Raw genomic sequence first — 24,415 nt, 5'->3', positions numbered from 1 at the left:
TCGGAGCGGCGCCCGCCGCGCCCGCCGCCCCCCCCCCCCCCCCCCCCCCCCCCCCCGGCGCCCGCGGGGGGGGGGGGGGGGGGGGGGGGCCCCCCCCCCCCCCCCCGCGACGACGGTGCGGCAGGAGGCCGTCCGGCTCCCGCCGCCGAACCCGTCAGACCAGCGAGGTGTCCAGGTCCTCGGCCTTGAGGATCGTCAGGTCGTCGTCGATCGCCGACACGTCGGCCGCGAGCCGGGACGCCTGCCGGTCGGTCATCGCCTCGAAGACCCGGCGCGCGGTGCGGCCGTTGCCGAAGGTGCCGTCCTTCGGGATGGCCTCGAAGTACTCCAGCAGCACGGTGACGGCGTCGTCCTCGAGCTTGTAGTCGTGCTTGCGGCACTGCGATTCGACGATGGTGACGAGCTCTTCCGGCGAGTAGTTCGCGAACTCGATGGTGCGGCTGAACCGGGATTCCATGCCGGGGTTGGCGCTGAGGAATTCGCGCATCTCGTTGGAGTACCCGGCGGCGATCACCACGACGTCGTCGCGGTGGTCCTCCATCAGCTTCACCAGGGTGTCGATGGCTTCGCGGCCGAAGTCGGGTCCGCTGCCGCCCCGGCCGGAGCTGAGCGTGTAGGCCTCGTCGATGAACAGCACGCCGCCGAGCGCGGTGTTGAACGCCTCGGTGGTCTTGATCGCGGTACCGCCGATGATCTGCGCGACGAGGTCGGCCCGCGCCACCTCGATGAGGTGCCCGGAGCGCAGCACGCCGAGTTCGGCGAGGACCTGGCCGTAGAGCCGGGCGACGGTGGTCTTGCCGGTGCCGGGGGCGCCGGCGAAGACGAGGTGGCGGGCCATCGGCGGCGCGGACAGCCCGGCGTCGACGCGGCGCTGCGCCATCTTGTTCAGGTTGACCAGCGAGGTCACTTCCCGCTTCACGCCGTCGAGGCCGACGAGCCGGTTGAGCTCGCCGAGCGGGTCGGAGCCGCTGGGCGCGCGGTCCCGCGCGGGCTGAGCCTGCTGGTCGGCGGACTGCTGGTCGGTGGTGGCCGCCGCGGAGCTGCCGTAGGCGTCCTGCGCACCGTTGCCGCCGCTGATCAGGTTCTCGACGGTGATCTTCGCACTGGGCTTGAGCTGCCGGACGCCGCTGCCGCGGTTGTCGCGGACGGTGCAGCCGGACAGCGCCACGGTCTCCTCGGTTTCGAGGTGGACGCCGTCGGAGGCGCTGCCGGTGAACTCGGAGTCGGTGACGGATCCGGAGGCGCCGTCGGCGAAGTGGCAGCCGACCTTGCCGCTGCCGTGCACCCGGCACTTGGTCAGCGACAGGTCCGCGCCCGGGCCGGCGTGCACGCCGTACCCGGCGGATTCGGTGATGTCGCAGTTGGACAGCGACAGCGCGGCGCCCTTCACCTCGACGCCGGAGCCGCCCGCGCGGCGGATGCTGAGGCCGCTGATGGCGGGCCGCGCCTCGCCGGTGACCTCCAGGCCGGAGCCGCCGGTCTGGTCGACCTCGATGTTCTCCAGCCGGCCGCGCGCCCCGGTGTCCACGGCGATCGCGGCGCCGTCGCTGCCGACGACGCGGAGCCTGCGGAAGAACGGGTCGGAGCCGTCGTCGACGCGGACGCCGCCGGTGCAGGCGGAGACGTCGGTCTGGTCGAACTCGGGGACGCTGCGCTCGGTCACGCCGATGCCGATTCCGTCCACATCGGACACCTCGCAGCGGCTGATCTCGCCGGAGGCCCGGCCCGCGAAGTGCAGGCCGCGGCCGCGGGCGCCCTGGACGCGGCAGCCGCGCATGATCGGCGAGCAGGATTCGGCGACGTAGATGCCCTCGGCGCCGGCGCGCTCCACCCGGCACTCCTCCAGCTGCACGGACTCGGAGCTGGCGAGGTAGAAGCCGATCCCCTTGCTGTCCACCACGTTCAGCCGGGTCGCGGTGAGCTGCGCGTGCTGCTCCACGGCGATCGCGGGCTTCGACGTGCCCGCGACGGTGGTGTCCTCGACGGTGATCCGGCCCCGGCCGTTGAGGCAGATCCCGTTGCCCGCGGCTTCGCGCACCGCGCAGGCGCGCACCGTCAGCCCACCGCCGTCGGCGACGACGACCGCGGAAGTGCCCAGTTCCAGCAGTTCGCAGGAGTCCAGCACACCGCCCTGCTTGGAGGTGACCACGACTCCGGCGCCGACCTGGTTGCGCACCTTGCACTCGCGCATGAGCACGCTGCCGGTGTCCCGCGCGTAGATGGCGGCCCAGCCGCTGGCGCGGACCTCGCACTCGGTGAGGGTGAGCTGACCGGCGGTCGCGAGCACGGCCGGGTTCTCCCCGTCGATGGCGTCCACGGTGACGCCGGACAGCGCGGCGGAGTCGGCGGCCAGCGCGACCGCGACCCCCTTGTGCGCCACGATCCGGACGGTCCCGGGACCATCCTCGGCGGTGATGGTGATGGCCTTGGTCAGCACCAGGTTCTCGGTGTAGCGCCCCGGACCCACCACGATCACCGCACCCTCGGACGCGCTGTCGACGGCGTCTCCGATGCTCCGGTGCCCCTGGCCGGTGCCCTGGGTGACCATGATGACGTTCTGGCTCACGTTCCCGGTTCCTCCGTACTCACCGTGCGTGCGACCGATGCGTCCCCGCCGAGCAGCGGCTCCTGGCCGCTCCTGCGGCGTGGCGGCACCCGAGGCGATCCGGATCGCGGTGCGCTGCGAGCGCGTCCGCGATGACCGCGCGCCGGGTGGACCGGCGGTTCCGCGGCCCGCTGCGGCGATCCGATTCAGTCATAACCGCCGACCCGGTCGCCACGGCGGCTCTGGAGCCGGTGGGCCGCTGTTCCTGGGGACATCCTTCATGGGTGATCGCGGTGGGCGACACCCTGGTCACACGCTATCCGATCTCGGTTCGCAGCGGTCCGCGGGCGGCCTCGTCATCGTCGGCCGCGAGGTGCGCGCGGAGGGCGTCGGCGGACAGCCGCATCGACGCGGGCGAGTTCGGGTTCAGCAGCAGGTCGACGCCGCTCTCCGGCAGCGCTCCGGCGATCTCGGCGGCGTTCGTGCCGCGCCAGTCGGCGGCGTCGACCCGGTCGCGGTGGACCGGGGCGGTGACCACGAGCACCGAGGGCACGCCGTCCGGGGACCGGTCGAGGACGGCGACGCCGTCCTCGTCGAGCGCGATCTCCAGCGCGGTGTCCACCAGCACCGACAGCAGGGCATCCGCGCCGTAGTCCTCGCGGACCATGATGCGCAGCACCGCGTCCACCGGGTCGCTCGGCGATTCCGGGGTCAGCGGCTGGTAGGCGGGGTTCGCCTGGAAGCGTCCCCAGGAGCCGTCGATCCACATCGGCCAGCCGCCGAGCAGCACTTCCCGGGGCGGTTCGGCGTCCTCCTCCGCGGGCACCCACGCCGGGTCGGTGAGCATCATCCAGTCGGTCGGCGCGGTCTCCCGGTCCGGCACCGCCGCCGCACCGGCGGTGAGGTCCTGCTCCGGGGTCGGCTCGCTCATCTGGACTCCTCGGCGGGGTCGATCGGCCAGGCCAGCAGGCGCAGCTGCTCACCCGCGGCGGTGGGCAGGCCGGCGCGCGCGGAGGCGCGCTGCTCGGCGGACGGTTCCCGGGCGGAGCGCACGAATCCGGCCACCAGCCGCAGCGAACCCGGGCTGCCCGGGTTGAACAGCACGTCGGTGCCCTCGGGGATCAGGTCCGCGAGGCCGTCCACCCCGGTCCGCCACCAGGAGCCGATCTGCTCCGAGCCGAGCCGGTAGTGCGGCGAGGTCGCCACCAGCAGGCAGGGCACGTCGTCGGGCGAGCGCACCACGAGCGGCCCGCCGCCGCGGCCCAGCGCCACCTCCAGCTCGCTGTCGTGCAGCAGCAGCCGCAGCTGGTCCGGTTCGGCCCGGCGCGCGGTGAGCATCCGGAACAGCCCGTCGAGCGGATCGGCGGGCGCGTCGGGATCGGTGGGCGCGTAGCCCGGGTTGGGCCGGAACCTGCCGAGCCCGCCGTCCTCGGCCGCCGGCCACAGGCCCATGATCGCTTCGACCGGAGGTTCGGTCTCCGCCGCCGACGGCGCCCAGCCCGGGTCCATCAGCAGGTAGAAGCGGGACTCGCCGGTGTCCGGCATGCCGCGGTCTCCTCACTCCCCGCCGGGGGTGCGTTCTGCGGGTTGATCAGGATTCGAAGAGGTGCCGCAGCGCGCGGTGAGTGCGCACCGCGTCCAGCGGCTCGGGCAGACCGCCCGCGCGGCGGATGTGCTCCAGGAAGCGCTCGTCGGGGGCGAGCCCGTGCTCCTCCAGGTAGTAGGTGACCGCCTCCGGCCACAGCCAGACGCCGTCGCCGCGGTAGCTGGTCGGCACGACCTGCCCGCGGTCCGGGTCGACCACGTCGTCCATCGCGGCGCCGGTGCTCAGCAGCAGTTCCCCCGCGCGCAGGTAGGCCAGCGCCTCTTCGCGGTCCTCGGCTTCGAGCACCGGGTGGTCGCGGTCGAACTCGGGGCCGCGGTCGGGGTCGACGCGGTCGAAGACCCGCGCTATCCGGAGCTCCACCGGTTCGTCCACGGCCCAGGACAGGGTGCCGCGCCCGCGGGCGGCGCGCTGGTAGGCGGGCACGTCCCGCGGGCCCACGACCTCGATCCGCGGCACGTCGGGGTGGTCGGCGAGCGCGCGGTGCAGTTCGCCGCTGAGCCGCGGCAGGTCGCCGTCCTCGTCGGTGGTGACCACGTGCACCGGCAGCGGCGAGCCCTCGCCGCGGAACGGACGGCGCCACGCGGTCCAGAGGCCGCGGGCGGACGGGTTCCGGGACAGCACCGCGCTGAGCGCGGCGGTCGCGTCCGCGGTCCGCTCCGGCGCCTCGTCGGCGTCGAACAGCCACACCGCGGGCGGGGTCTCGTCGGCGATGGGGATGCCGGTGAACACGGCGGAAGCGGCGTCGTCGACGAGCTCGCTGAGCAGACCGGCCTGGGCGATCGTCACCGAGACCTTGTCCTCCGCGAGCCGTTCGCACACCGATCCGGCGACCCGGCCGACGACTCCGGTGGACAGCACTTCCCGCATCGATGCGAGGAAGTCGTCCGGCACCCGTCCCGCCAAGTGCAGCAACAGGTCGTGCATCCGATCGGCAGTGGACACCCCGCGCACCTCCCTCTCCCTCGGACGATCGTCCCACGACCGCGCCCGACGCCGGCCCTCGACCCGGCCGGGGTTTCCGGGGTGCGGTCAAACCCTCACGAACCGGCGGTGCCCGGTTCCTCCGGTTCCGCGGCCAGCGCCCGGCGGAGCTCGTCGGCGCCGAGCCGCACCGAGGCCTCCCCGCCCGGGTTGAACAGCACGTCGACGCCTTCCGCCGGCAGCAGCGCGGCGAGCCGCTCCACGTCCATCTCCTGCCAGGACTCGACGGTGAGCCGGTGCGACTGCGCCAGCGAGGTCACCACCAGCACCGACGGCACGCCGTCGGGGGCGCGGGTGACGATCGCCGAACCGTCCTCGTCCAGCGCGAGGCAGATCAGCGCGCCGGGCAGCGAGGCGACGAAGTCGTCCGCGGTGCCCTCCCCGCGGGCGGCGAGGCGCAGCTGCGCGTCCAGCGGGTCGGTCGGCAGCTCCGGGCTCGACGGGCGGTAGGCGTGGTTCGGGGCGAACCGCTCGGTGACGCCGCCGTCGCTGACGTACCAGGCGCCGACGATCGCCTCCTCCGGCACCGGGTCATCCGGGTTCTCGGGGGCGTAGTTCGGGTCGACGAGCATCGCCCAGTGCTCGCCGGTGTCCTCCCGCGCGGCCTCGGCGCTGTCGGTGTCCGCCACGGCGGGGTCCTCTCGGTTCGTGGTCACGGTCGGGTCGTCAGGGCCGGTCGGCTCGTCACGGGCGGTCGGCTCGGCGCGGCCGGGCGGCCCGTCACGGGCGGGCGAACGGGGACCGCGCGGTCGGCGCGGGTTCGGCGACGACCTCCTTGAGCGCGGCCGCGACCACCCGCATCGACGCCGGGGCGCCCGGGTTCAGCAGCACGTCCACGCCCTCCGCGGGCAACGAGGCGGCCAGGTCGGCGGCGCTGATCTCCTGCCAGCTCGGCACGTCCAGCGGCCGGGCGTGCACCGGGGACGTCGCCACCAGCACCGAGGGCACGCCGTCCGGCGACGGCGCCACGATCGCGGCGCCCCGGCCGTCGAGGGCGATGCCGAACATCGCGTCCCGCATCGTCTCGATCGCGGCCCGTTCCGACTGCTCCCCGCGCACCACCAGTTGCACGGCGGCGTCGACCGGATCGGTCGGCGAGTCCTCGCGCGAGGGCAGGTAGTCCGGGTTCGGCTGGAACGGGCCGACGGAGCCGTCGGCCTCGAGCACCCAGGCGCCCACCACGGCTTCCGCCGGGGCCGGTTCGTCCTCCGGCTCGGGCTGCCAGGCCGGGTCGACCAGCAGCACCCACTGGCGGTCCGCGTCGTCCCGCGGGGTCTCGTCGCGCATCAGGAGTCCTTCGATCGGGGCCGCCCCGCGACCCACCCTATCCGTGCCGTTCCCGGTCGGGCCCGCGCCGGGCCCGCTCCCCTAGCTCCCGGCACCGCGCTTCTTCGCGATGTTCTGCATCCGGCTCTTGAAGGTGTTCTCCGGCATGAGCAGGAACTGCGCGACCGAGTTGGCGGAGATCTTCTTCTCGCCCTCGTTGACCATGGCGTGCAGCACGTCCTCGAACGCCTCGGTGAACTTCACCTTCTTCGAGTCCAGCTTCTTCGGGTCGCGGCCTTCGTTCGCCGCGGCCCGCTTCTCGGCTTCCCACATGGCGCGGAACTCGGCGGGCATGGCGGCCGCCAGCCGGGCCTCCGCGCCCTCGATGTTCTCGACGCGGTAGGCCAGCTTGCGGGTGGAGCCGCCGATCTTGCCCAGCTGCTTGTCCATCGCGATCGTGGTCATCCGGAGGCGTTCGGAGATGCGCGGCTTGAGTTCCGGGGTCGCGTCGATCAGCTCCTTGATCTTGTGGCGCAGCTCGTCGGGGAACTCCAGGGTGAACTTGCCACCGCGCGGTGGGCGGGCCTCGACCTCGCGCCAGAACGCCTCGCCCGCCGCGGCCTGCAGCTGGGGGGCCACGACGGCGTCGAAGTGCGCCTGCTCGCGCTGCTTGCGGACCGCGCCGGGCTCCTTCACCTCGGGTGCTTCGGCCCCCGGCCGGTTGCCGATCCGCAGGTGCCGGGTGTGCGCGACCAGGTCGGTGATCGGCGCGTCGTCCTCCGCCTCGCTGTTGGAGGCGGTGTCGACCATGCCCTGGATGTCGGAGTCCGGCGGGAACTCCAGCACCGGTTCGCCCTGGGCGTCCCGGGTCTTCTCCGGCACCGTGTAGCGCTGCTGCTCGCCGCCCTCCGCGCCCAGCTCGACGCCCCGCAGGCCGGGCGCGGATCCGGCCGGCGCGGGCCTGGTGTGCTTCGGCGCGGACATGTACATGACGCGGTTCGGATCGCCCAGGTCGTCCCGCAGGTGCTCGCCCAGCTCCGGCCCCTTCGACTCGTCGTACCCGGCGAGGTGGCGCACCCCGGTCTCCAGGGACTCCCGGTAGTAGTGGTTGCCGCGGTCGTTGAACCGCAGGTCCAGCCCGACCTTGTCCCGGAAGTAGCGCAGCAGCGACAGGCACGGGTCGCACGGGCGCTTCGTGCCGCGGAGGTGGGTGGGGCCGCCCTGGGTCTCCGCGGTGATCCCCGCGTTCTGCAACAGCTGGAGCAGCTTCTGCTCGGCGTGCATCTTGCCCGCGCCGTCGCCGTCGTACACCAGGTACGCGTAGCCGGCGTACTCGGCGTCGTCGGAGAGCAGCTTCGCCAGGTATTCGCGGTAGGCCGGATCGTTCGCCTTGTCGTTGGAGATGTCGACCAGGCGGATGTGCGAGGCCTGGCGCAGCGCCTGCAGCGTCTCGTTGTCCCGCTTGAACACCTCATTCCCGGAGCCGTCCACGTCCATCGCCTGCTCGTCCGGGGTGAGACCCTCCCGCACCTTCAGCATGGCCTGCCGGTCGCGGCGCCGGCGCTCGATCTCGCGCATCGCCTTGCCGCCGGGCTGCTGCTCGGAGTCGTCCACCCCGTCGAGGGTCCGGCGGCGCTTGCCGCCGCCGTCGGGGACGCCGGAGGCGCGCTTGCCGGGGCCCTTCTTCGGCGGCACGGCCGGGGGTGCCTCGCCGTCGCTGTCGGCACCGGCGCGGCCGGGTTCGCCGAAGTCCTGCTGCACCAGCCGTTGCAGGGCGTCGCTGTCACCCAGGTCCGAGGCGCGGTCGGTGCCGCTGAGCTCGCTCAGCACGTCGTGCAGCCGGAACACGGACCGGTTGTAGTTGCTGGCGAAGACCAGGTGCCCGTTGTGCAGCATCGTCTGGAGCTCCTGCTCGGCGACCGCCGCCGGGACCTTCTGCCCGTCCGCGACCGGCTCGGCGTCGCCCGTCCGCTCGCGGCGCTCCGCGGCGACGACCGCGTTGTACATCTGGCGGTCGAGGTGCCGCAGGCTCTGCCCGGTGCGGTCCCCCTCGTAGCTGCGGGCGTAGCGGACCACCACGTCGTGGGTGACGCGGCCCCACTGCTTCTTGTTCTGCTTGCAGGTGCACTTCTTGGCCAGCCGGTCGACCTCCGCGATGATCGCCTCCCGGCTCGGCCGCGGGCCGCGGGACGGGCCGGGGCCGCCGTCCTCGCCGAAGGACGTCGAGTGCTCGGCGGCGGGACCGCGGGCGTCGCCCGGGCGGTAGCCGATCATGGTCGCCAGCTCGGCCGCGGTGTAGCGGGTGCCCTCGTGCAGCACCGGGGTCTCGGCGCCGTCCTCGATCCGGCTGCTGACCCAGCCCTGGTTGTCGACGACCGACACGATCGGCTTGTTCCCGGTGACCGTCAGGTCCAGCACGTCGCGGGCTGCGATGACCTCGTTGCGCACCGACATCGAACGCAGCTCCCGCACCGCGGAGGAGAAGGTGCTGCCGCCGTCGCCGCCCGCCTTGCACACGGTCAGCAGGTACGGGCTGTGCGGGTTCGCCCGGCGCATGTCCCGGAACTCGGGCGTCTGCGCGAGGGTGCGGATGTAGTCCGCACCGCTGACCCGGACCTTGTGCTCGACGCCGTTCCGGTGCACCAGCACGCCGACGTGGTGCTCGCTGCCGTGCCCGCCGAGCATGTTCGGGCCCGCGTCCACGACCTTCCGCTGACCGGTCGCCGGGTCGGTGACCTCGATCTTCGTCGGGGTCCACGGGGAGTCGACGAGCCGCTGCAGCGGATCGGAGGTGCCGAGCCTGCGCCGCCCGGACGCGGAGGTCTTGGCGAACTCCTCGCCCGGCCGGGTGCGGGCGACCTGCCGCGTCGAGTCGGCCTGCTCGGCGAGCAGCTTGAACGGGTTCACCCCGTGCCTCGCGGAGCGGTCCGCGCCGGTGAAGTCGACCGCGGTGGTGCGGGCGCCGCCGTCGTCGCCGGTGCGGTAGCCGGCGCGGTGCACCTCGTGCGGGAGGAATTCGAACGGCTCGCCGTTCAGGTCCACGCCGCGGATCGGGGCGTCGGCGTCCGGGATGTGCTCGCTGCGCGGCAGTTCCGACTCGAAGAACGCGATGTTCTCCACGTTGCCCGCCGAGAACCGGCCGTGGGTGCTGCTGGTGCCGTCAGCCCGCGTCGTGGTGAACCCGGCGTTGCCGGCGGCGCCGAGCCGCCCGTCCGGCAGCTGCCCCAGCTTGCCCCCGGTGGAGATGACGGAGCTCTCGAAGCCCTGCCGGGAGAGCCCCGCGACGACCTCGGCCGGGGCCACGTCGTCGGCGAGCAGCGCGAGGTGCGCGCCCCGGTTCAGGAACTCGTTCGCGGCGGGGATCTGCCCGATCACCGCGGCCAGCGCGTCCCCGCGCAGGAACGCGTGCCTGCCGCCGACCAGCGGGACCCGGAAGCCGCGGTCGGTGTTCGCGGCCTCGGCGTAGAACTTCGCGCCCTTCGGCAGCGCGCTCTCGTGGCCGGGCCGCTTCTCGTGCCCGGCGGCCTGCTCGACGGTCTCGCCCGGCATGGTGGCCACGACCCGGTCCGCGTCGCCGTCGAGCCGGAACTCCGGCCGCCCGAACGCGACGCCGAGCCCGGAGTCGCCGGCGGTGCGGTGGTAGCCGATCTGGTCGATCGGCAGCGTCAACGGTCTGCCCTGCTCGTCCTGCGCCCGCACCGACACATTCGGGTTCAGGTACTCGGTGCTCAGCGGCACCGGCCCGGTGCCGCGGTGGTTGTGCCCGCCGCTGGAGATCTTCGAGCGGAACGGCAGCGTCTCCAGCTCTTCGTCGGAGTACCGGGTGTGCGGGTAGGAGTTGTGCACGACCTGGCCGTCGGAGGCGACGTAGGCGGACACCCAGCCCTTGTTGTTATCGACGCCGATGGTGGCGCCTTTTCGGTCACCGTCCTCCAGCTTGATCATGCTGATGGTGTCGGCGCCGGTGAAGAAGCGGTTCGGCATGGTGAACCGCCTCGCCATCTCCATCATCTTCGGCAGTACCTTGGCGCCCTCGGCCCCGGCCTCGCAGACGGTTACCGCGAACTCCACGCCGGGGTTGGCGGCGTAGAGGTCTTGGAACTCCTTCTGCTGCACCAGCATGTAGATGAACGAGCTGCCGGGCAGCCACATCTCCAGCTGCTGGTCGCCCCGCTTGATGTGCATGGTCATCTCTTCGGCGTTGCCGTGCGAGCTCAGCAGCGCCGGGCCGGTCCGGATGCTCTTGGCCTTGCCGGTGGTCACGTCCAGGACGTTCTGGCGCTCCAGCTTCCACGGCAGCGCCGCGAGCCGAGCCGTCGGGTCGTGCTCCGGGGACAGCTTCGGCAGCCGGCGCACGAGCTTATCGGTGATGCCCTCACCGGGGCGGGTGCGCACGACGCGGGTGAAGCCGTCGAGGGCGTCGGCGATCGCCGCGTCTGTCCGGACGTCGTGCTTCTTGCCGACGAACGACAGGCCGTTGACGCGCCACACACCGCCGGCCCGCGTGGTGAACGCCTTCGGCCGCGCCTCGCTCGGCGTGATCCAGTACTCCTTCCAGTTCTTGTCCGTGACCTTGATGGCCTTGTCGTGATCCGGGATGAACTCCGCGTTCGGCAGGTAGCGCTCGAAGAACTCGATGTTGCGGACGTTGCCCTTCGAGTACACGAACTTCGAGCTGCCGCTGCCTGCGCCGTAGCGGCTCCAGCCCTCGTTGCCCGCGACGCCGAACCGACCGTCGGCGAGCTGGGTGACGTCGCCGCGCGGGCGCAGCACCTCGCCGTGGAAGCCCTCCTCCCGCAGCTGGTCCAGCACGCCGCTCACCTTGGCCCGCGGCGAGCTCAGCAGCACCACCGACATCGGGACCGGGTCGCCCGCCGAGTTCTGCTCCCGCTGCAACGTGCGGAACGAGTTGACCCGGGCCACGATCGCGCCCAGCGTCTCAGGGCTGACCGTCACCGCCCGGCCGTCGCGGAGCCGGATCCGGTAGCCGTCGCCGTCGCGCGCGACGTCCACGAAGAACGCGTTGCCGTCCAGCTGGGCGTCCCCGGGCCGCTTGGTGCGCGCCGCCGCGCTGACCACGCTCTCCCCCGGCAGGGTCTGCACGAACTTGTCGGAGGACTCGGTGAGCGCGTATCCGGTGCGGCGGAACGAGATGCCTTCGCTGTAGTCGCCGGTCGACGGCATGATCTCGTAGTCGATCTGGCTCAGCGGGATGCCGAGCTTACGGCCGCGGTCGTCCCGGCCGAAGATCTTCGACCGTGGACTGCTGAAGTCCGAGGCGATCGGGACGGTGGTGCCCGGCGTGGCGTCGTGGTCGTAGCCGCTGGACTCCGGGTAGTACGTGCCGCTGCCGTAGCCCTGCGGGTACTGGTAGTGGCTGCCCGGCCCGTAGCCCTGCGGGTAGGAGTTGTCCGCGAAGCGCATCGAGACGTCGAGGTCGGCGTCGGACGCGCGCCGCTCGCCCGGGAGGTGCTCCTCGGCGTCGAAGAACTCCTCGGAGTCGGAGTCGCGGCCCGCGCGCTCGTCGGTGTCGCGCCCTGCGGACTCGTCGGCGTCGCGATCCGCGGGCCGGTCGGCGTCCAGCCGCGCAGCGTCCTCGGACGCGGGGCGGCGCGGGGCGGGCTCGTCGGAGCCGCGCGGTGCCGGACCGTCCTCGGCGTCGAAGAACTCGTCCGCGTCGGAGGTCGATCCGTCGTCGTCCTTCTTCGGCGGTTCCAGGCCCATCGCGCGCAGGCCGTTCTCGTCGGTGCGCACGTAGACGGTGTCGTGCGCGGTGCGCGGCGTCGTCCACTCCGCGGGCGCCTCGCCGCGGTACTCGGGGGTGAGGGTCCACTTCGTGCGGGCCTCGACCAGGTACACCTCGCCGTCGGAGAGCGTGATGTCCTCGGTCTTCTTCCCGCTGAGGTTCGCGGCGTCGGTGCGCTGCCAGCTCATGGCGGGCCCGCGGCCGAACACCTCGCCCATCTCGGTGAGCGCGGTGCCCGGTTCCCAGGTCGACCCCGGGTTCGGCCGCGGGAACAGGGTGAGTGGTGCCGAGACCATTGCGGTGTTCCACATCGGCCCCGCGGTGCGCTCGTCGCCCGCCGAACCGCGGGTCACCTCGGTCTTGTTGATCTCCAGGCCTTCCAGCGGGGTGTAGCCGGCGCGCGTGACCCGCGCCTGCTGCAGCTCGGCGTGGAAGGTCAGCGCGCTCAGCGGGTGCCGCTGGCCGACGGCGGTCCAGTGCCGCGCGTCGTGGTCGAGGCCCTCGATCCGGTAGCCCGCTTCCCCCAGCGCCGCGGGCAGGTGCGCCGACAGCGCCGACGCGTTCGCCCCGCTGTTGATGGCCTGCCGAGCCGAGGTGGCCTCCGCGGGCACGGCGGGCGGAGTGCTCACGTGCTCACCCACCGGGACGCCGTCCACCACGTCGCGGACCAGCCCGGCGACATGACGCGCGCCGACTCGCGAGTAGTGCGCGTCCGGGAAGCCCGTCACCGGCTGGGATTCGCGCTCGCCCGGCTTGCTCTCGCCCTCCGGGTGGTAGCTGGACACCGCGTCCGGGATCGGGTCGAGCCGCACGGTCGTGGTCTGCACGCCCGGCAGCGCCCAGTCCACCAGGCCGCCGGTGAGCGAGCGGGCCGCGTGGTTGGCGTGCGAGGTCTTGCGCACCTCCAGCTCCAGCTCGATCGGGTGGCTGAACCGGGCGATGTCGCCGTTGGTGAACTGCGAGGTGGTGCGCTCGCTCACCGACTCCTCGGTGCGCTGCACCGTCGTCGCCAGCGAACCCGTGGTCTGCGCGCCGGTGCCGACCGACCGCGCGATCTGCTGGTTCGTGTAGATCGGGCTGCGCAGCGAGAAGTTCGCGTTGTGCGAGCGGCTGGACGAGGAGCTGGAGCCGGTCGTCGTGGTGACCTTCGTCTGGTGGTTGTCCGACCAGCCCTCGTCGGTGCCGTCGAAGCGGCCCTCGCCGATCCGGGCGCGCAGCGCCAGCGTCACCCGGGACGACCCCAGCGGGCCGTCCACCGAGGTGGACCACTCCTTGCCGAGGCCCACCAGGTCCGGCAGCAGCTGCGCCACGCCGCGCGGAGAGACCTCGCCGAGCACCTGCTGGGCCAGCTCCTCCGCCGCGACCCGGTGCCCGGCGCCGTAGACGACGTGCCGCACGCCGTCGGCGATGCCCGAGGTGAGGAAGCGGGTGAAGCGGGCCAGGTCGGTCCGCGGCACCACGTCCGGGTCGACCTTGAGCAGCGCGTCCTTGATCTGGGCGACGAGGCGTTCGGTGACCTCGGGGCGCACGCTCGGGGAGGCGTGGCCGTCGAGGGTGATCGCGGGGGCCGTGCGGGGCTCGGCGGCGGCCTCGGAGTTCTCCTCGGCGTTCTCCTCGGTGCGCGCCTGCTCGCCCTCGGTCCGGGCCGGGTCGCCCTCCGTGCGGGCCTGGTCGTCCTCGGTCCGGGCGGCGGTGCCGTCCTCGGCGGTCGTGCCGTCCGCCGCGTCCTCGCGGGTCGCGTCCCCGTCCTCGCGGGTCGCGTCCCCGTCCCGGCGGGACGCGGCGTTCGCGCGGGCGTCGGCCTTCGCCTGCTCGTGCCCGGCGTCCCAGCCCTCCGGCAGCCCGATCTGGTCGATCTCCGCCGCGGGCACCCACACCTGCACCGCGTTCCGCCGGTGCGCCTCGTAGTGCTGCCACTCGCCGACGCCGCGACCGTCGTACGGGCCGACACCGGTGTGGTCGACGTTCCGGGCCGACAGCAGCGTCGTCGCGTCGTAGGTGACCAGGTACGCCGGTCCGACGTAGGTGGTCGTGGTGGTGTGCTCGTGCTCCTGCTTGAACGACTCGCCCTCGACGTCGTAGCGCGAGTAGCCGTAGCCGGGCTGCGGCAGCAGGTAGAACTTCTTGATCGGCGCCACGCTGATCCGGCCGTTGCCGAACGTGTAGTCGTTGCGGGTGCGGTCCGCGCCGTGCCCGGTGGAGCCGGTGGTGTTGGTGATGAACGTCAACGTCATTTTCGTCGGCGGACCGGACACCGTCGGATTGCTCAGCTCCGAATGCATCGCGACGTCGCCGATCCGGTCGCGGAAGCCGAAGAACTCGCCTTCGGCGTGGCGGTGCACCGGCGTGCGGTAGGTCCCGGTCGTGACCCGGTCCAGGTTCACCGCGATCGCGTCCTCGCCGACGAACGCGTGCACCTGCTGCTCGGCCACCCGCGCGCCGGACGGGCTCTCGCCGAGCAGGTCGCCGTTGATGCGGTCGGCGCGACCGCCGGGCAGGTCCAGCCCGTGCAGCGCGTGGTGGTCCGGCAGCGCGGCGGGCGTCCAGCCCACGGGCCGCTGCGGGCGGTCGTGCTCGACCCGGCGGAACCCGCCGCCGCCCTCGGTGCTCGTGCGGGGCTCGGTGCCGGCCCCCGGCTCGGTGGTGCCGCCGGGCTCGGTGATCGCGCCGGACTCGCGGTCGGGGCCGGGATCGGTGAGCCGGGTGCGGCCGCTGCGATAGGTGGTGGCTTCGCCGCCGCGGACGGTGAAGGTCTCCGACACGCCCTTGCCGTGCAGGGACACCAGGTAGTCGACCTCGCGCGGGTGCGAGCTGAACTTCTCGCCCGCCCAGCCGAAGCCGCGCCCCTGCCCGCTGGAGGAGGTCAGGGTGCGCTGCTCGCCGCCGAAGGAGCGGTTGTAGCCGCCGGTGAACTCGACGGTCCGGTTGATCCGCGAGGAGCCGATCCCCGCGCGCACCCCGGAGCTGCCGCCCGCGGTCGTGGCGCCGCGCACCGTCTCCGAGTGGTCGATGCGGCCCTTCTCCTGGAGCTCGCCGCGCAGCGTGGCGTCGCCCCAGCCGGAACCGTCGGCGGCCCGGTCGGTGTCGGGGGTGTAGCGGCGGGCCGCGCTGCTGCCGTCCGCGTCCTCGCTCGCGCGCCCGGCGGGGGCGTCCACGTCGGTGACGGTGATCGTCGGGATCTCCGGGGCACCGTCCCGCTCGGCCGGGTCCGCGGTCGTCCCGTCCCGGTCCGCGGGCCCGTCGAGCTCGGAGCCGGTCTCCGCGACCTCGGCGGCGGGGTCGACGGCGCGGACCACGACGCGGACGAAGTCCTCCGGGATCCCGGTGCGCGCGCCGTCGCCGCGACCGAGCAGGAAGGACATCCCGTCGCCGTTGAGCTGCGGTGAGTGCGCCAGCAGCCCGCGCGGCGACAGGAAGTACGACAGCGCCACCTCGTTGCCGGACACGCGCACGTTCCGGCTCGTGCCCGCGAAGTCGCGCACCACGTCCGCCGGGAGCCGGTCCCGGACGGACTCGCGCAGCCGGTCGGCGTGCGGGAAGTGCGTCTCGGCTGCTCCGAGCACCTTGTGCGGGGAGAACGCCGCCGCGTTCGCGTCGTCGGGGTGCCCGGCGTCCTCCTCGGCGTCCTTCGCGGTCGCCGGGTCGTCGGCGAGCGTCCACGTCGTCGCGCCCTCCGGCACGTGGTGGGTGGCCGCCAGCACCTGTCCGTCGTCGAACCGGACGGTGATGTCGTAGTCGAGGTCGCTGGCGACGCCGTGCAGCCTGCCGCTGCCGAACCAGGTGGTCGCCGCGGTGTTCTCCACGGTCCGCACCGACGAGCGGTCCAGCCCGCTGGAGCGGAACGCGCGCCCGTCGAAGCGCAGGTCCAGCCGGTCCCCGTGCACGTAGCTCGGCTGGTGCGTGCTCGGGTTGTCGAACAGGCTCCAGCTGAAGCCGAGGCCGAGACCGGCGTTCACGTTGAACGGCTGGGTGGAGGCGGTGGTCTGCGTGGCCTCGTGCTTGTAGCCGCGGCCCTGCTCGGTGAGCATCGTCCCGGTGGGCTCCGCGGGCGCCTCCTCCGGCGCGGTGCGGAAGGAGTCCGCGGAACCGGTGCTGTGCTGGGACGCGGTCTCCGGGGCCGGCTGCAGCGGGGCGGCGAACCCGCGCCCGGCGCCTTGGCGCATCCGGATCTCCACCTGCGCGGTGCGGCGGCGACCGGCGCTGTTGTGCGTCTCCAGCGCCTTCGTCAGCGTCGTGCCGTCCAGCACGTCGTTGCCCAGGTGCGAGAGGTTCTTGCCGCCGCTGAGCTCCAGCAGGTCGTTGCGCACCGGCGAGTTGATCGTGCCCGGCGCGTCCCGCCAGTCCGGGTGCCCGCCCACCAGCTCGCCGAGCACGTCGAACAGCGCCGGGTCGCCGCGCACGAAGGTGGCGCGCGGGCCGCCGTTCGCCTTCGCCTCCGCCGGGTCCAGCTCGGTGAAGATCTCCGGCATGCTCAGCTTCGCGCCGCCGGGCCGGCTGCCGGTCAGCTCCGAGATCTCGTCCGGGTACCGCACCACGACGTCGTGGAAGAGGTCGTGGGTGCTGCCGGACCAGGTGTTCGGCGGGGTGTAGCTGGTGCTGTGCTCCAGCTCGGTGGTGTCGGCGTGCTGCCAGGAGGACGTCGGGGTCGCGCCGCGGAAGCCGACCGTCGGGTCGAGGGAGCGGACCGGGTGCTCGGTGCCCAGCGGCACGGACAGGAAGTGGGTGAACCCGCCGTCGCGGGGCGGCGCCGAGGCCCCGCTGCCGGAGGTCTTCCCGTAGGCGCCGCCCGCGACCACGTCGGTGCCGTGCGCGAAGTCCTGCTTGCCCTCGGTCGGCACGCCCGTCGCGTCCGGCGCGGTGTCGTCGCCCGCCCGGAGCCGCACGTGGACCTCGACGGCGTCCGCGCCGTGCCCGGAGCGCAGCCGCACGCCCTCGTGGGTGAGCGTCTTGAAGTCGTCCTTCAGCGCGATGTCGGAGAGCCCGTCGAGCAGCCGCTCGACGCGGTCCGCGGGCACGCCCGAGCCCACCAGCTCGGCCCGCACGTCGCGGCGCACCGCGGTGCCGTCGATCGAGTCGGCGATGACCGCGTTGTGCCGCAGCAGGTCCGCCACCAGCTGGGTGCGCTCGGTGCGCGGGCCCTGCACCGGGGCGGTGCCGTCCACGTCGATCACGGCGTCGCCGGTGCGACCGGCGCCGGTCGCCGCGTCGCGCGCGGGCGCGGCCGGGCGCTCGGTCCCGCCGAGGTCGCGCGGCAGCTCGCCGATCGGCGCCGGGTCGGATTCCGCGGCGGCGCGCAGGTGCGCCCGCGCGGGCGGGGTGAGCGGGGCCGCGTCGGCCGGGTCGGTGCGCGGCGTGCTCCGCGCGGTCTCCCCCGTGAGCTCCGCGGTCGGGCGCGCGGATTCTTCGGCGGAGGCCCGGATCGGGCCCCGCTCGGCGCTGGTGGTCGTCGCGGGGGCCGGCTCGGCCGGGGTGTTCTCCGGCTCGGTCCGCGCGTTCACCGGCTCCGTCCGAGCGTTCTCCGCGTCGGGACGAGCGTTCTCGGACTCGACGCGGGTGGTCTCCGCCTCGGGACGCGCCGTTCCCGGCTCGACGCGGGCGTTCTCCGGCTCCGGCCGGGGCGGGTCCGCGTCGGTGCCGGTGGCCGCGTCGGCCGGTTCGGTGCGGGACTCCTGCGCGGGATCGGTGCGCGTCGAACCGGTGTCGTCCCGGTCGGAGCGCGCGGCCTCCGGCTCCGGACCGGCGGGCCGGTCCGGCTCGGACCCGGTCTCGTCCCGCTCCGCCGCGGGCGGGCCGTCGGCGTCGTCGGAGTCCTCCGGGTCCCGGGCCGGCGGTTCGCCGTCGGTGCCCTCGTCGGGCCCGTCGTCGTCGCGCGGCGTGCCGCCGTCGTCGGTGGACGTGCCGTCGTCCTCGTCGGGCAGCAGGCGCGGGGACACCGAGATCGAACGGCGGTCGGCCAGCTCGGCGAACTCGTCCACCCGCATGGTCGTCGAGCTGTCGTACTTCGGGTCGTGGACCACGAAGACCGGGGCACCGTCCTGGTCGGCGGCGCGGAGGAACAGCGCGTGCCCCGGGGTGTAGACCACGACGCCCGCGCGCTCGGCGACGCGCTGCCAGAGGGCGTGCCCGCCCTCCGGCGTCGCGAACACCTCGGGCAGCGGCACGAGCCGGTCCGGCCGCACCGACTGCGCGCCGTTCCCGCCGAACGGCGACGCGTCCGGTTCGAGGCCGAACCGGGTGCGCAGCGCCTCGGTGTAGACCAGCCCGTCGACGCCCTGCATCCGGCGGAACGGCCGGTCGAAACCGCGCGGGAGGGCGAGCAGCGTGCTCAGCGCCCAGCGTCCCGGGAGGATCTGGTCGGTGAGCACCGGCGGCTTCTCCCGCAGCGAAGCCCCGGAGAGCTTCTGCATCGTCCGCGACCAGCGCTCGGTCAGCGCCGTCCACTCCGCGCGGCCACCGCCCTCGCGCACCAGCTTGAGGCCGTCGGCGCGCAGTTCGTCGAAGACCGCCTGGGACTGCTCGACCCGGCTGCGCACCATGTCCTCGTAGGTGCGGCCGAACGCGTTCTCCCAGCTCTCGCGCCGCGCCTTCGGCACTCGGCCGAGGTTGTGCAGCACGACGTCCGCGGCACCCCTACCGACCTGGAGCAACCCGGCCAGCGTCGGCACCGAGGCCCGCACCTCGGAGTTGATCGCCGCGCTCATGCAGGTGTTCAGGAACAGCTGCCGCTCGTTGCCGGTGGCGCCGAACCAGGAGTTCAGCAGCGCCTCCGGGTTCGCCAGCAGCACGCTGAACAACGGCTCGGCCAGCGTCGCCTGCCGCGCGGGCGAGTTCAGCGCGAGCAGGCCGAGCCGGGCCAGCCGGGCGGGCATCGGCTCGTCGGCGCGGTAGCCGATCTCGGTGAGCTCCTGGCCCGCGGTGCGCAGCGGGTCGAGGCGGAAGCGCAGCGCCTGCTCGGCGTCGACGAGCAGCTGGTCCAGCCGGGACGGGGTGATCGCGCGCAGCGGGAACCGCTCGGTCCCGCCGCGGGGGAGCTCGGCGGTGCGCACCGGCACGGTCGTGGCGGCCAGCACCGCGTCCGCGACCAGCGAGCGCAGCTCCTGGCGGCGGGCCTCGTCGGGCAGCGCGTCGATCCGGGCGCCGAGCCTGCCCAGCAGGTCCGGGGTGCCGGGGTTGAGCGCGTGCCGCTCCAGCGCGGCGGGATCGCCGAACGAGGTCAGTTCGGCGGTCCGATCCCGCAGCTGCTGCTCGGGCAGCGCGAGCTCCGGCGGCACCGCCCGCTGGTAGCCGTCGCGGACGTCCTCCTCCGCGGTGCGGGCGGGTTCGGCGTCCGGTTCGGTGCGCGCGACGTCCCCGTCGAGGCGGGTGAACGGCGAGACCTCGCGGGACTGCGGGTCGCCGAGGTCCCGGGCCCGCCCGCGGTTCTCGTCGAAGAGGTTCTCGGCGGCGGCCTCCAGGTCGGCGCGCACCTGCGCGTCGGTCCACGCCCGCGGCGACTCGGCGGACGGCCCCCAGGCCGACACGGGGTCGGAGCTGAAGGTCCGCCCGGACCGCGCCGCGTCGTCCTCCGGGCCGAGGTAGCGCTCGGCGAGCGCGGCCATGTCGGCGGCGAAGTCGGCGCCCGCCTGCGGGATGTCCGGCAGGTCGGCGTGCACCTCGGCGGGCGGTTCGCCGGGGGCGAACCGGATCAGCGGCTCGTGGCCCGGGTCGTGGCCCCGGTTGATCGTGTCGAAGATCGTCGCTTCGTAAGTGGCGCGGCGCGGGTTCCAGTAGCGGTGCGCCCCGTGCTGCACACCCATGTTGCGGGCGACCAGCTCGCGCACCATCTCGTGGTAGCGGCCCTCCGGCAGCACCCGCCCGTCCTCGGCGGAGCGGATGTTGAACACGTCGTGGTCGCCGGCCACCGGCACGCTCCGGCCGCTGGACGCGCCGCCCTCGTCCAGGCCGGAGTTGGTGCGCACCACGCCGTCCTCGACCCAGTACTGCTTGGCGAGGTCCTTCATGGTGGAGAACAGCTCGCGGTACTCGGTGAGGCGCTGCCGCGCGCGCTCCCGCAGGCCCGGGGCCTCCGCCTCGGTCAGGTCCTCGGGCAGCTTCGGTTCGAAGAAGCCGACGGCGCCCAGGCCGTGCTCGGGGGCGCCGAGCCGGACGTCCTGGCGGTTGATCGTCTTCGCCTTGATCTCCAGCGGCTTCGGGTAGGCGCCCTCCTTGAGCAGCCGCACCGAATCCGGGTTCGTCGGGCGCACGTCGACGACCAGCCCGTGCTCCTCGACGAACTCCTGGAACAGGCGCTGGTTCTCGGTGGTGATGCCGTAGGCCCGCTCGATCGCCGCGTCGGTGAGGTCGGGCGTCGGGTGCGACGGGCGGGACCAGTCCTGGCTGATGCTGCGCGGCACCGTGGACCGCGAGCGCGCCGACGGTGCCAGCCGCTCGCGGTCGCGGCCCCGCGGCTCGTCATCGGGGCGGGAACCGTCGCGGGAGCTCTCGTCACCGCGGGAGAGCGCGTCGCCGTCGTCCCGCGAGCTCTCGCCGTTCCGCGAGCTTTCGGTGTCCTCGACCTCCACGCGCGGCACGCCGACCGGCTCGGCATCGCCGTCCACCAGGCGGGCCGCCGGGTCCGGTTCGAGCCAGATCTCGACCCGGGTCGGGCCGTCACCGTTCACGAAGTGCGGGGTGTCGCCCATCCCCAGCGCGCCCCGGCGCAGCCGCTCCGCGCCCGGCCGCCCGTACTGCGCCAGCCGCAGCGAACGGTCCACTTCGGACATCATCGCGGAGAAGTCCTGCGCGGAGCGGAGGCCGAGCTCACCGGTCACGCGGTAGCGAGCGACCACCGGGGTACCCGCGTCGTGCGCCCGCACGACCTCCCTGGCCAGCGAGTACAGCTTCGCGCGCTGCGCGGGCGGCAGCTGCTCGCCGGCGCGGGGCAGCTCCAGCCGCTGGTCCGGGGCGGTGCCGCTGAGGCCGGGGTCGTGGCGGGCGGCGGCCAGCTCGGCGTCGTAGTGCTGCTTCGCCTGCCACCACGCGGCTTCCGCGGCCTGCTCGGCCTCGGTGGCGGTGCGGAAGGCGAACTCCTCCTCGGCGCGGGCGCCCAAGTCGCCGTCCCGCACGTCCGGGCCGAACGGGTCGGCGGCACGGCGGGCGGCGCGGGCCTCGGCCCACTCGCGGTCGCGGGCGGCGAAGTCCTCCGCGGCGCGCACCAGCGACTCGGGCAGCCGGTCGGTGCGGTCCGCGCGGCGCAGCACGTAGCCGTCGCCCGGGGCGAACTCGGCGTCGACGACGGCGGTCCGCTTGGTGGTGAGCGCGGAGGTCGGTTCGGCGACGAAGCGGAACTCGGCACCGTGCGCCCAGGTGCTGGTGAGCGCGCTCCGGTCCGGGCGCGCGCCGGGCGCGGGCAGCTCGGCGCCACCGGTCGACCCGGCGCCCTGCTGCTCGTGCTCCGCACCGGCGGCCCCCAGCGGCTCCATCGCCAGCGCCCAGTCGCCGGTGGCGCCGAACGGGGTGCGGCCGTCGGCGTAGGTCGCCGAGTGCGGGGCCTGCGGCACGCCGGCCGCCACGATCGGCACCGCCGCGACCACGTTGCCGTTGCCGGTGGCCACCTCGGTGTGCGTGGAGCCGGTGGAGGTCGTGCTGCCGCCCAGCTGGATGCGGCCGCTGGCGCCGACCAGCTCGCCATCGCCCGGCACCTTCGGGTGCACGGTGAGCCGCACGCCCAGCTCCGGCGGCAGGTCCAGCGGCACGCCCTCCGCGGAATCCCGGTGGGCGTCCAGCAGAGCGGCGAGCCTGCTCGGGGTGAGCTCGGCGCGCAGCAGCGTCCGGACGTGCGGGTCCACGTCGGCGCGGGCGCCCGCCAGCGCCTGCTCGGCGGCGTCGACCAGGCCCGCGGTGTCGCCGTCGAAGTCGATCACGCGGTACTGCGCGGGGTCGGTGGGCAGCGCCTCCGGGTTCCCGGCGTCGCGCCACTCGGACAGCGCCTCCGGGGTGGCGTCGGCGGCGGTGCGCGCGGTGACCTCCGGCTTGCGGGGACCGCCCGCGGGGGCGACCCGGGCGTCCTCGACGGCGCTGTGCGTGGTGATGGTGCGGGTGTCCGGCGCGGCGGCGACGCGCTCGCCGTGCCGCTCGATGCGCACGTCGAACAGCACCTCCGCCCGGTGCTCGGCCAGCGCGCCGCGCACCGACTCGCTGTGCTGGTGCTGAGTGACCTCGTCCTGCTTGGAGTCCCGGGTCTGCTTGAGCCACTCCAGGACGTGGATGCCGCCGAAGCCGAAGTTGCCGTACGGCGCGCCGTGCTTCGCGTTCGGGTCCGCCTCGGCCGAGTGCAGCGCCGACTCGTTCTGGAACATGCCCGCGGGCGCCATCATCGTCATCGCTTCGACGAGGACCCGGCTGAACTTGCGGGCGACGCTGGTGGTGAACGAGGACGAGGTGGCCTTGGACAGCTCGCCGTGCTTGATGCCGGTCAGCTCCGGCTCGCCGAGCAGCGAGGCGTCCACCCGCAGCTCGTAGGTCTCGCCGCTGACCCGGAACTCCCGCCGGATCAGCGAGGTCACACCGCCGTTGGCCAGGTCCTCCAGCGAGGCCTGCAGCTGCGAGAGCGCCCGCTCCACTTCGCGGTGGTTGTCGTGCGGCGTCTCCACCGAGGAGGCGGGCAGCAACCGGTCCGCGTTCTCCTGGCCGATGGTGCGCACCAGCTGCTCGTACAACGGATCGATGCGGTCGACGAGGTCGATCGCCTCGGTGACGCCGCCCGCCCAGCGGGGCGCACCGACCCGCGCGCCGTCCGGCACGGCGCTGGTGCGGCCCGGGTCGGCGGAGCGGTCCGGCGGCGGGAGCTCCGGCGGGTCCTGCTCGGCCTGTTCGGCGGCGCGGCGCGCGTCCTCCTCGGCCTGCTTAATCCGGATCTCGTGCAGCTGCTCGTCGGTGACCAGCACCCGCACCGCGCCGGGCAGCTCGAAGCGCTCGGCGGCCGTGCCCACCGGCTTCGGCTTCCGGAGGCGCCAGCGGTCCAGGTTGCCGCGCCGGATGGCCTCGGCGGCGACCGTCGTCTCGATCTTCGCGTTGATCAGGTGCATCCGGCGCGGTTCCTGCGCCAGCGCGCGCTCCGCGGAGACCTCGGTGCGGTGGCCGGTCTTCTTGCTGAAGCTGCCCATCCACAGGCTCAGCTCGTGCATGAACAGGCCGACGCCGTGCGCGGACGTGCCCGGCGTGTGGTTCGAGGTCTCGCTGAACGTGATCATCGCGGGCTCGACGGCGTTGCCACCGGACCAGGTGCCGGTGACGTCCTGGCCGGAGGTGGTCGCCCCCGTCGTGGACTGCTTCGGCTGCTGCCACTGGGTTTCCACGACCTCGGGGTCGCGCAGCATGTAGGACACGGCCGCGGCGGCCTCGACGTCGGAGCGCCTGCGGTGCCAGCGGAATCCGGTCAGCTTGGTGCGGCGGCTGAACGCGCGCGGGTCGCCGCGCAGCGCCTCCACCGAGATCGCCTGGTCGATCAGGCCCGAGTTGTCGCCGTCGGCGAAGTGCCAGATCGGGTCGTTGGACGCCTTCGCCAGCATCGACCGCACCGAGTCGCGCACGTGCTCCAGGCCGTGGAACGCCACGACCTGCAGCCCGTCCAGCTTGCGGGAGGCGCCGCGGCGCAGCTCCGCGCTGCGGTTGATCGAGACGTCGGCCAGCTCGGTCCGGTTCTCCGGGGCGACCTCCAGCCGCAGCGGACCGTGCGAGGCGGGCAGCTCCACCACCACGTCCACCGTCACGGTGCCGGGCTCGCGGCCCTCGGCCGCCGCCGACTCGTCGACGATCCGCAGGTCGTGCAGCTCGGGGGTGTCCAGGCCGCGGGAGCCGACGGTCACGCCGCGCACCAGCTCGTTCGCCCGCGACCAGTGCTGGCCGGTGGTGGTCAGCTTCACCGTCGCCGCGTAGCGCTGCATCGGCTCCGGACGCACGTTGCCCGACCCGTCGAGGGTGCCGCCGCGGACGCCGCCGGTGGAGCTGTCGGCGCGCTGCCCCAGCTCGGTGCCCGTGGTGCGGGAGTAGCCGCCCTTGTGCTGGGTAGTGATCATCCCCGTGCCGTGCAGCGCCGTGTACAGCCGGGCGACGACGCCGCCGCCGAGCGACCAGCTGCGCGACTTGGCGTGCGAACCGGACTCGGACTCGGTGAGCGCCGCCGAGGTCGGCGTGCCCTCGGCGGGCCCGAGCGGGCGGAGTTCGCCCTGCAGCTCCGCCTTCACCTGGAACGAGGCGCGGTAGTCGTTGCCGCGGCCCGGTTCCGGCTGCA

7 protein-coding genes (1 of these 7 running past the window's edge) are annotated in these 24,415 nt (G+C 74.0%); all 7 read right to left on the bottom strand.

All coding sequences use genetic code 11. The features are described from left to right. Positions 1–154: 154 nt before the first annotated feature. A complete protein-coding gene (locus LCD35_RS03795; RefSeq protein WP_224955959.1) occupies positions 155–2,566 on the bottom strand; it encodes a right-handed parallel beta-helix repeat-containing protein in 2,412 nt (803 codons plus the stop codon). A gap of 295 nt (positions 2,567–2,861) precedes the next feature. Beyond that, positions 2,862–3,476, bottom strand: coding sequence for a type VII secretion system-associated protein (locus LCD35_RS03790; protein WP_224955960.1), 615 nt, complete (start codon positions 3,474–3,476; stop codon positions 2,862–2,864). After that, positions 3,473–4,090 carry a type VII secretion system-associated protein gene (locus tag LCD35_RS03785; RefSeq protein WP_224955961.1) on the bottom strand — a complete coding sequence of 206 codons (618 nt, stop codon included), beginning with the start codon at positions 4,088–4,090 and terminating at the stop codon, positions 3,473–3,475. The genes LCD35_RS03790 and LCD35_RS03785 overlap by 4 nt, the downstream gene beginning before the upstream one ends. 46 nt (positions 4,091–4,136) lie before the next feature. Further along, complete coding sequence (locus tag LCD35_RS03780) at positions 4,137–5,093, bottom strand: hypothetical protein (RefSeq protein WP_224955962.1); 957 nt, start codon at positions 5,091–5,093, stop codon at positions 4,137–4,139. Between the two features lie 95 nt (positions 5,094–5,188). Continuing rightward, positions 5,189–5,788 (bottom strand): type VII secretion system-associated protein, encoded by a 600-nt coding sequence (locus LCD35_RS03775; RefSeq protein ID WP_224955963.1) that lies wholly within the window; start codon positions 5,786–5,788, stop codon positions 5,189–5,191. 64 nt (positions 5,789–5,852) lie between these two features. Then, positions 5,853–6,419, bottom strand: a complete 567-nt coding sequence (locus tag LCD35_RS03770; protein ID WP_224955964.1) for a type VII secretion system-associated protein — start codon at positions 6,417–6,419, stop codon at positions 5,853–5,855. 81 nt (positions 6,420–6,500) lie between these two features. Continuing rightward, a protein-coding gene (locus tag LCD35_RS03765) for a hypothetical protein (protein WP_225043709.1) crosses the window boundary here: on the bottom strand, positions 6,501–24,415 show its 3' portion. 41,695 nt of this gene lie beyond the right edge of the window; the window shows 17,915 of its 59,610 coding nt (coding positions 41,696–59,610); the start codon falls outside the window, past its right edge; the stop codon is at positions 6,501–6,503.

The sequence above is a fragment of the Saccharopolyspora sp. 6V genome (assembly GCF_020176785.1).
Classification (GTDB): domain Bacteria; phylum Actinomycetota; class Actinomycetes; order Mycobacteriales; family Pseudonocardiaceae; genus Saccharopolyspora_C; species Saccharopolyspora_C gregorii.
The sequence above is the reverse complement of the archived record's forward strand: the minus strand, read 5'-3'. Positions and strand labels throughout refer to the sequence as shown.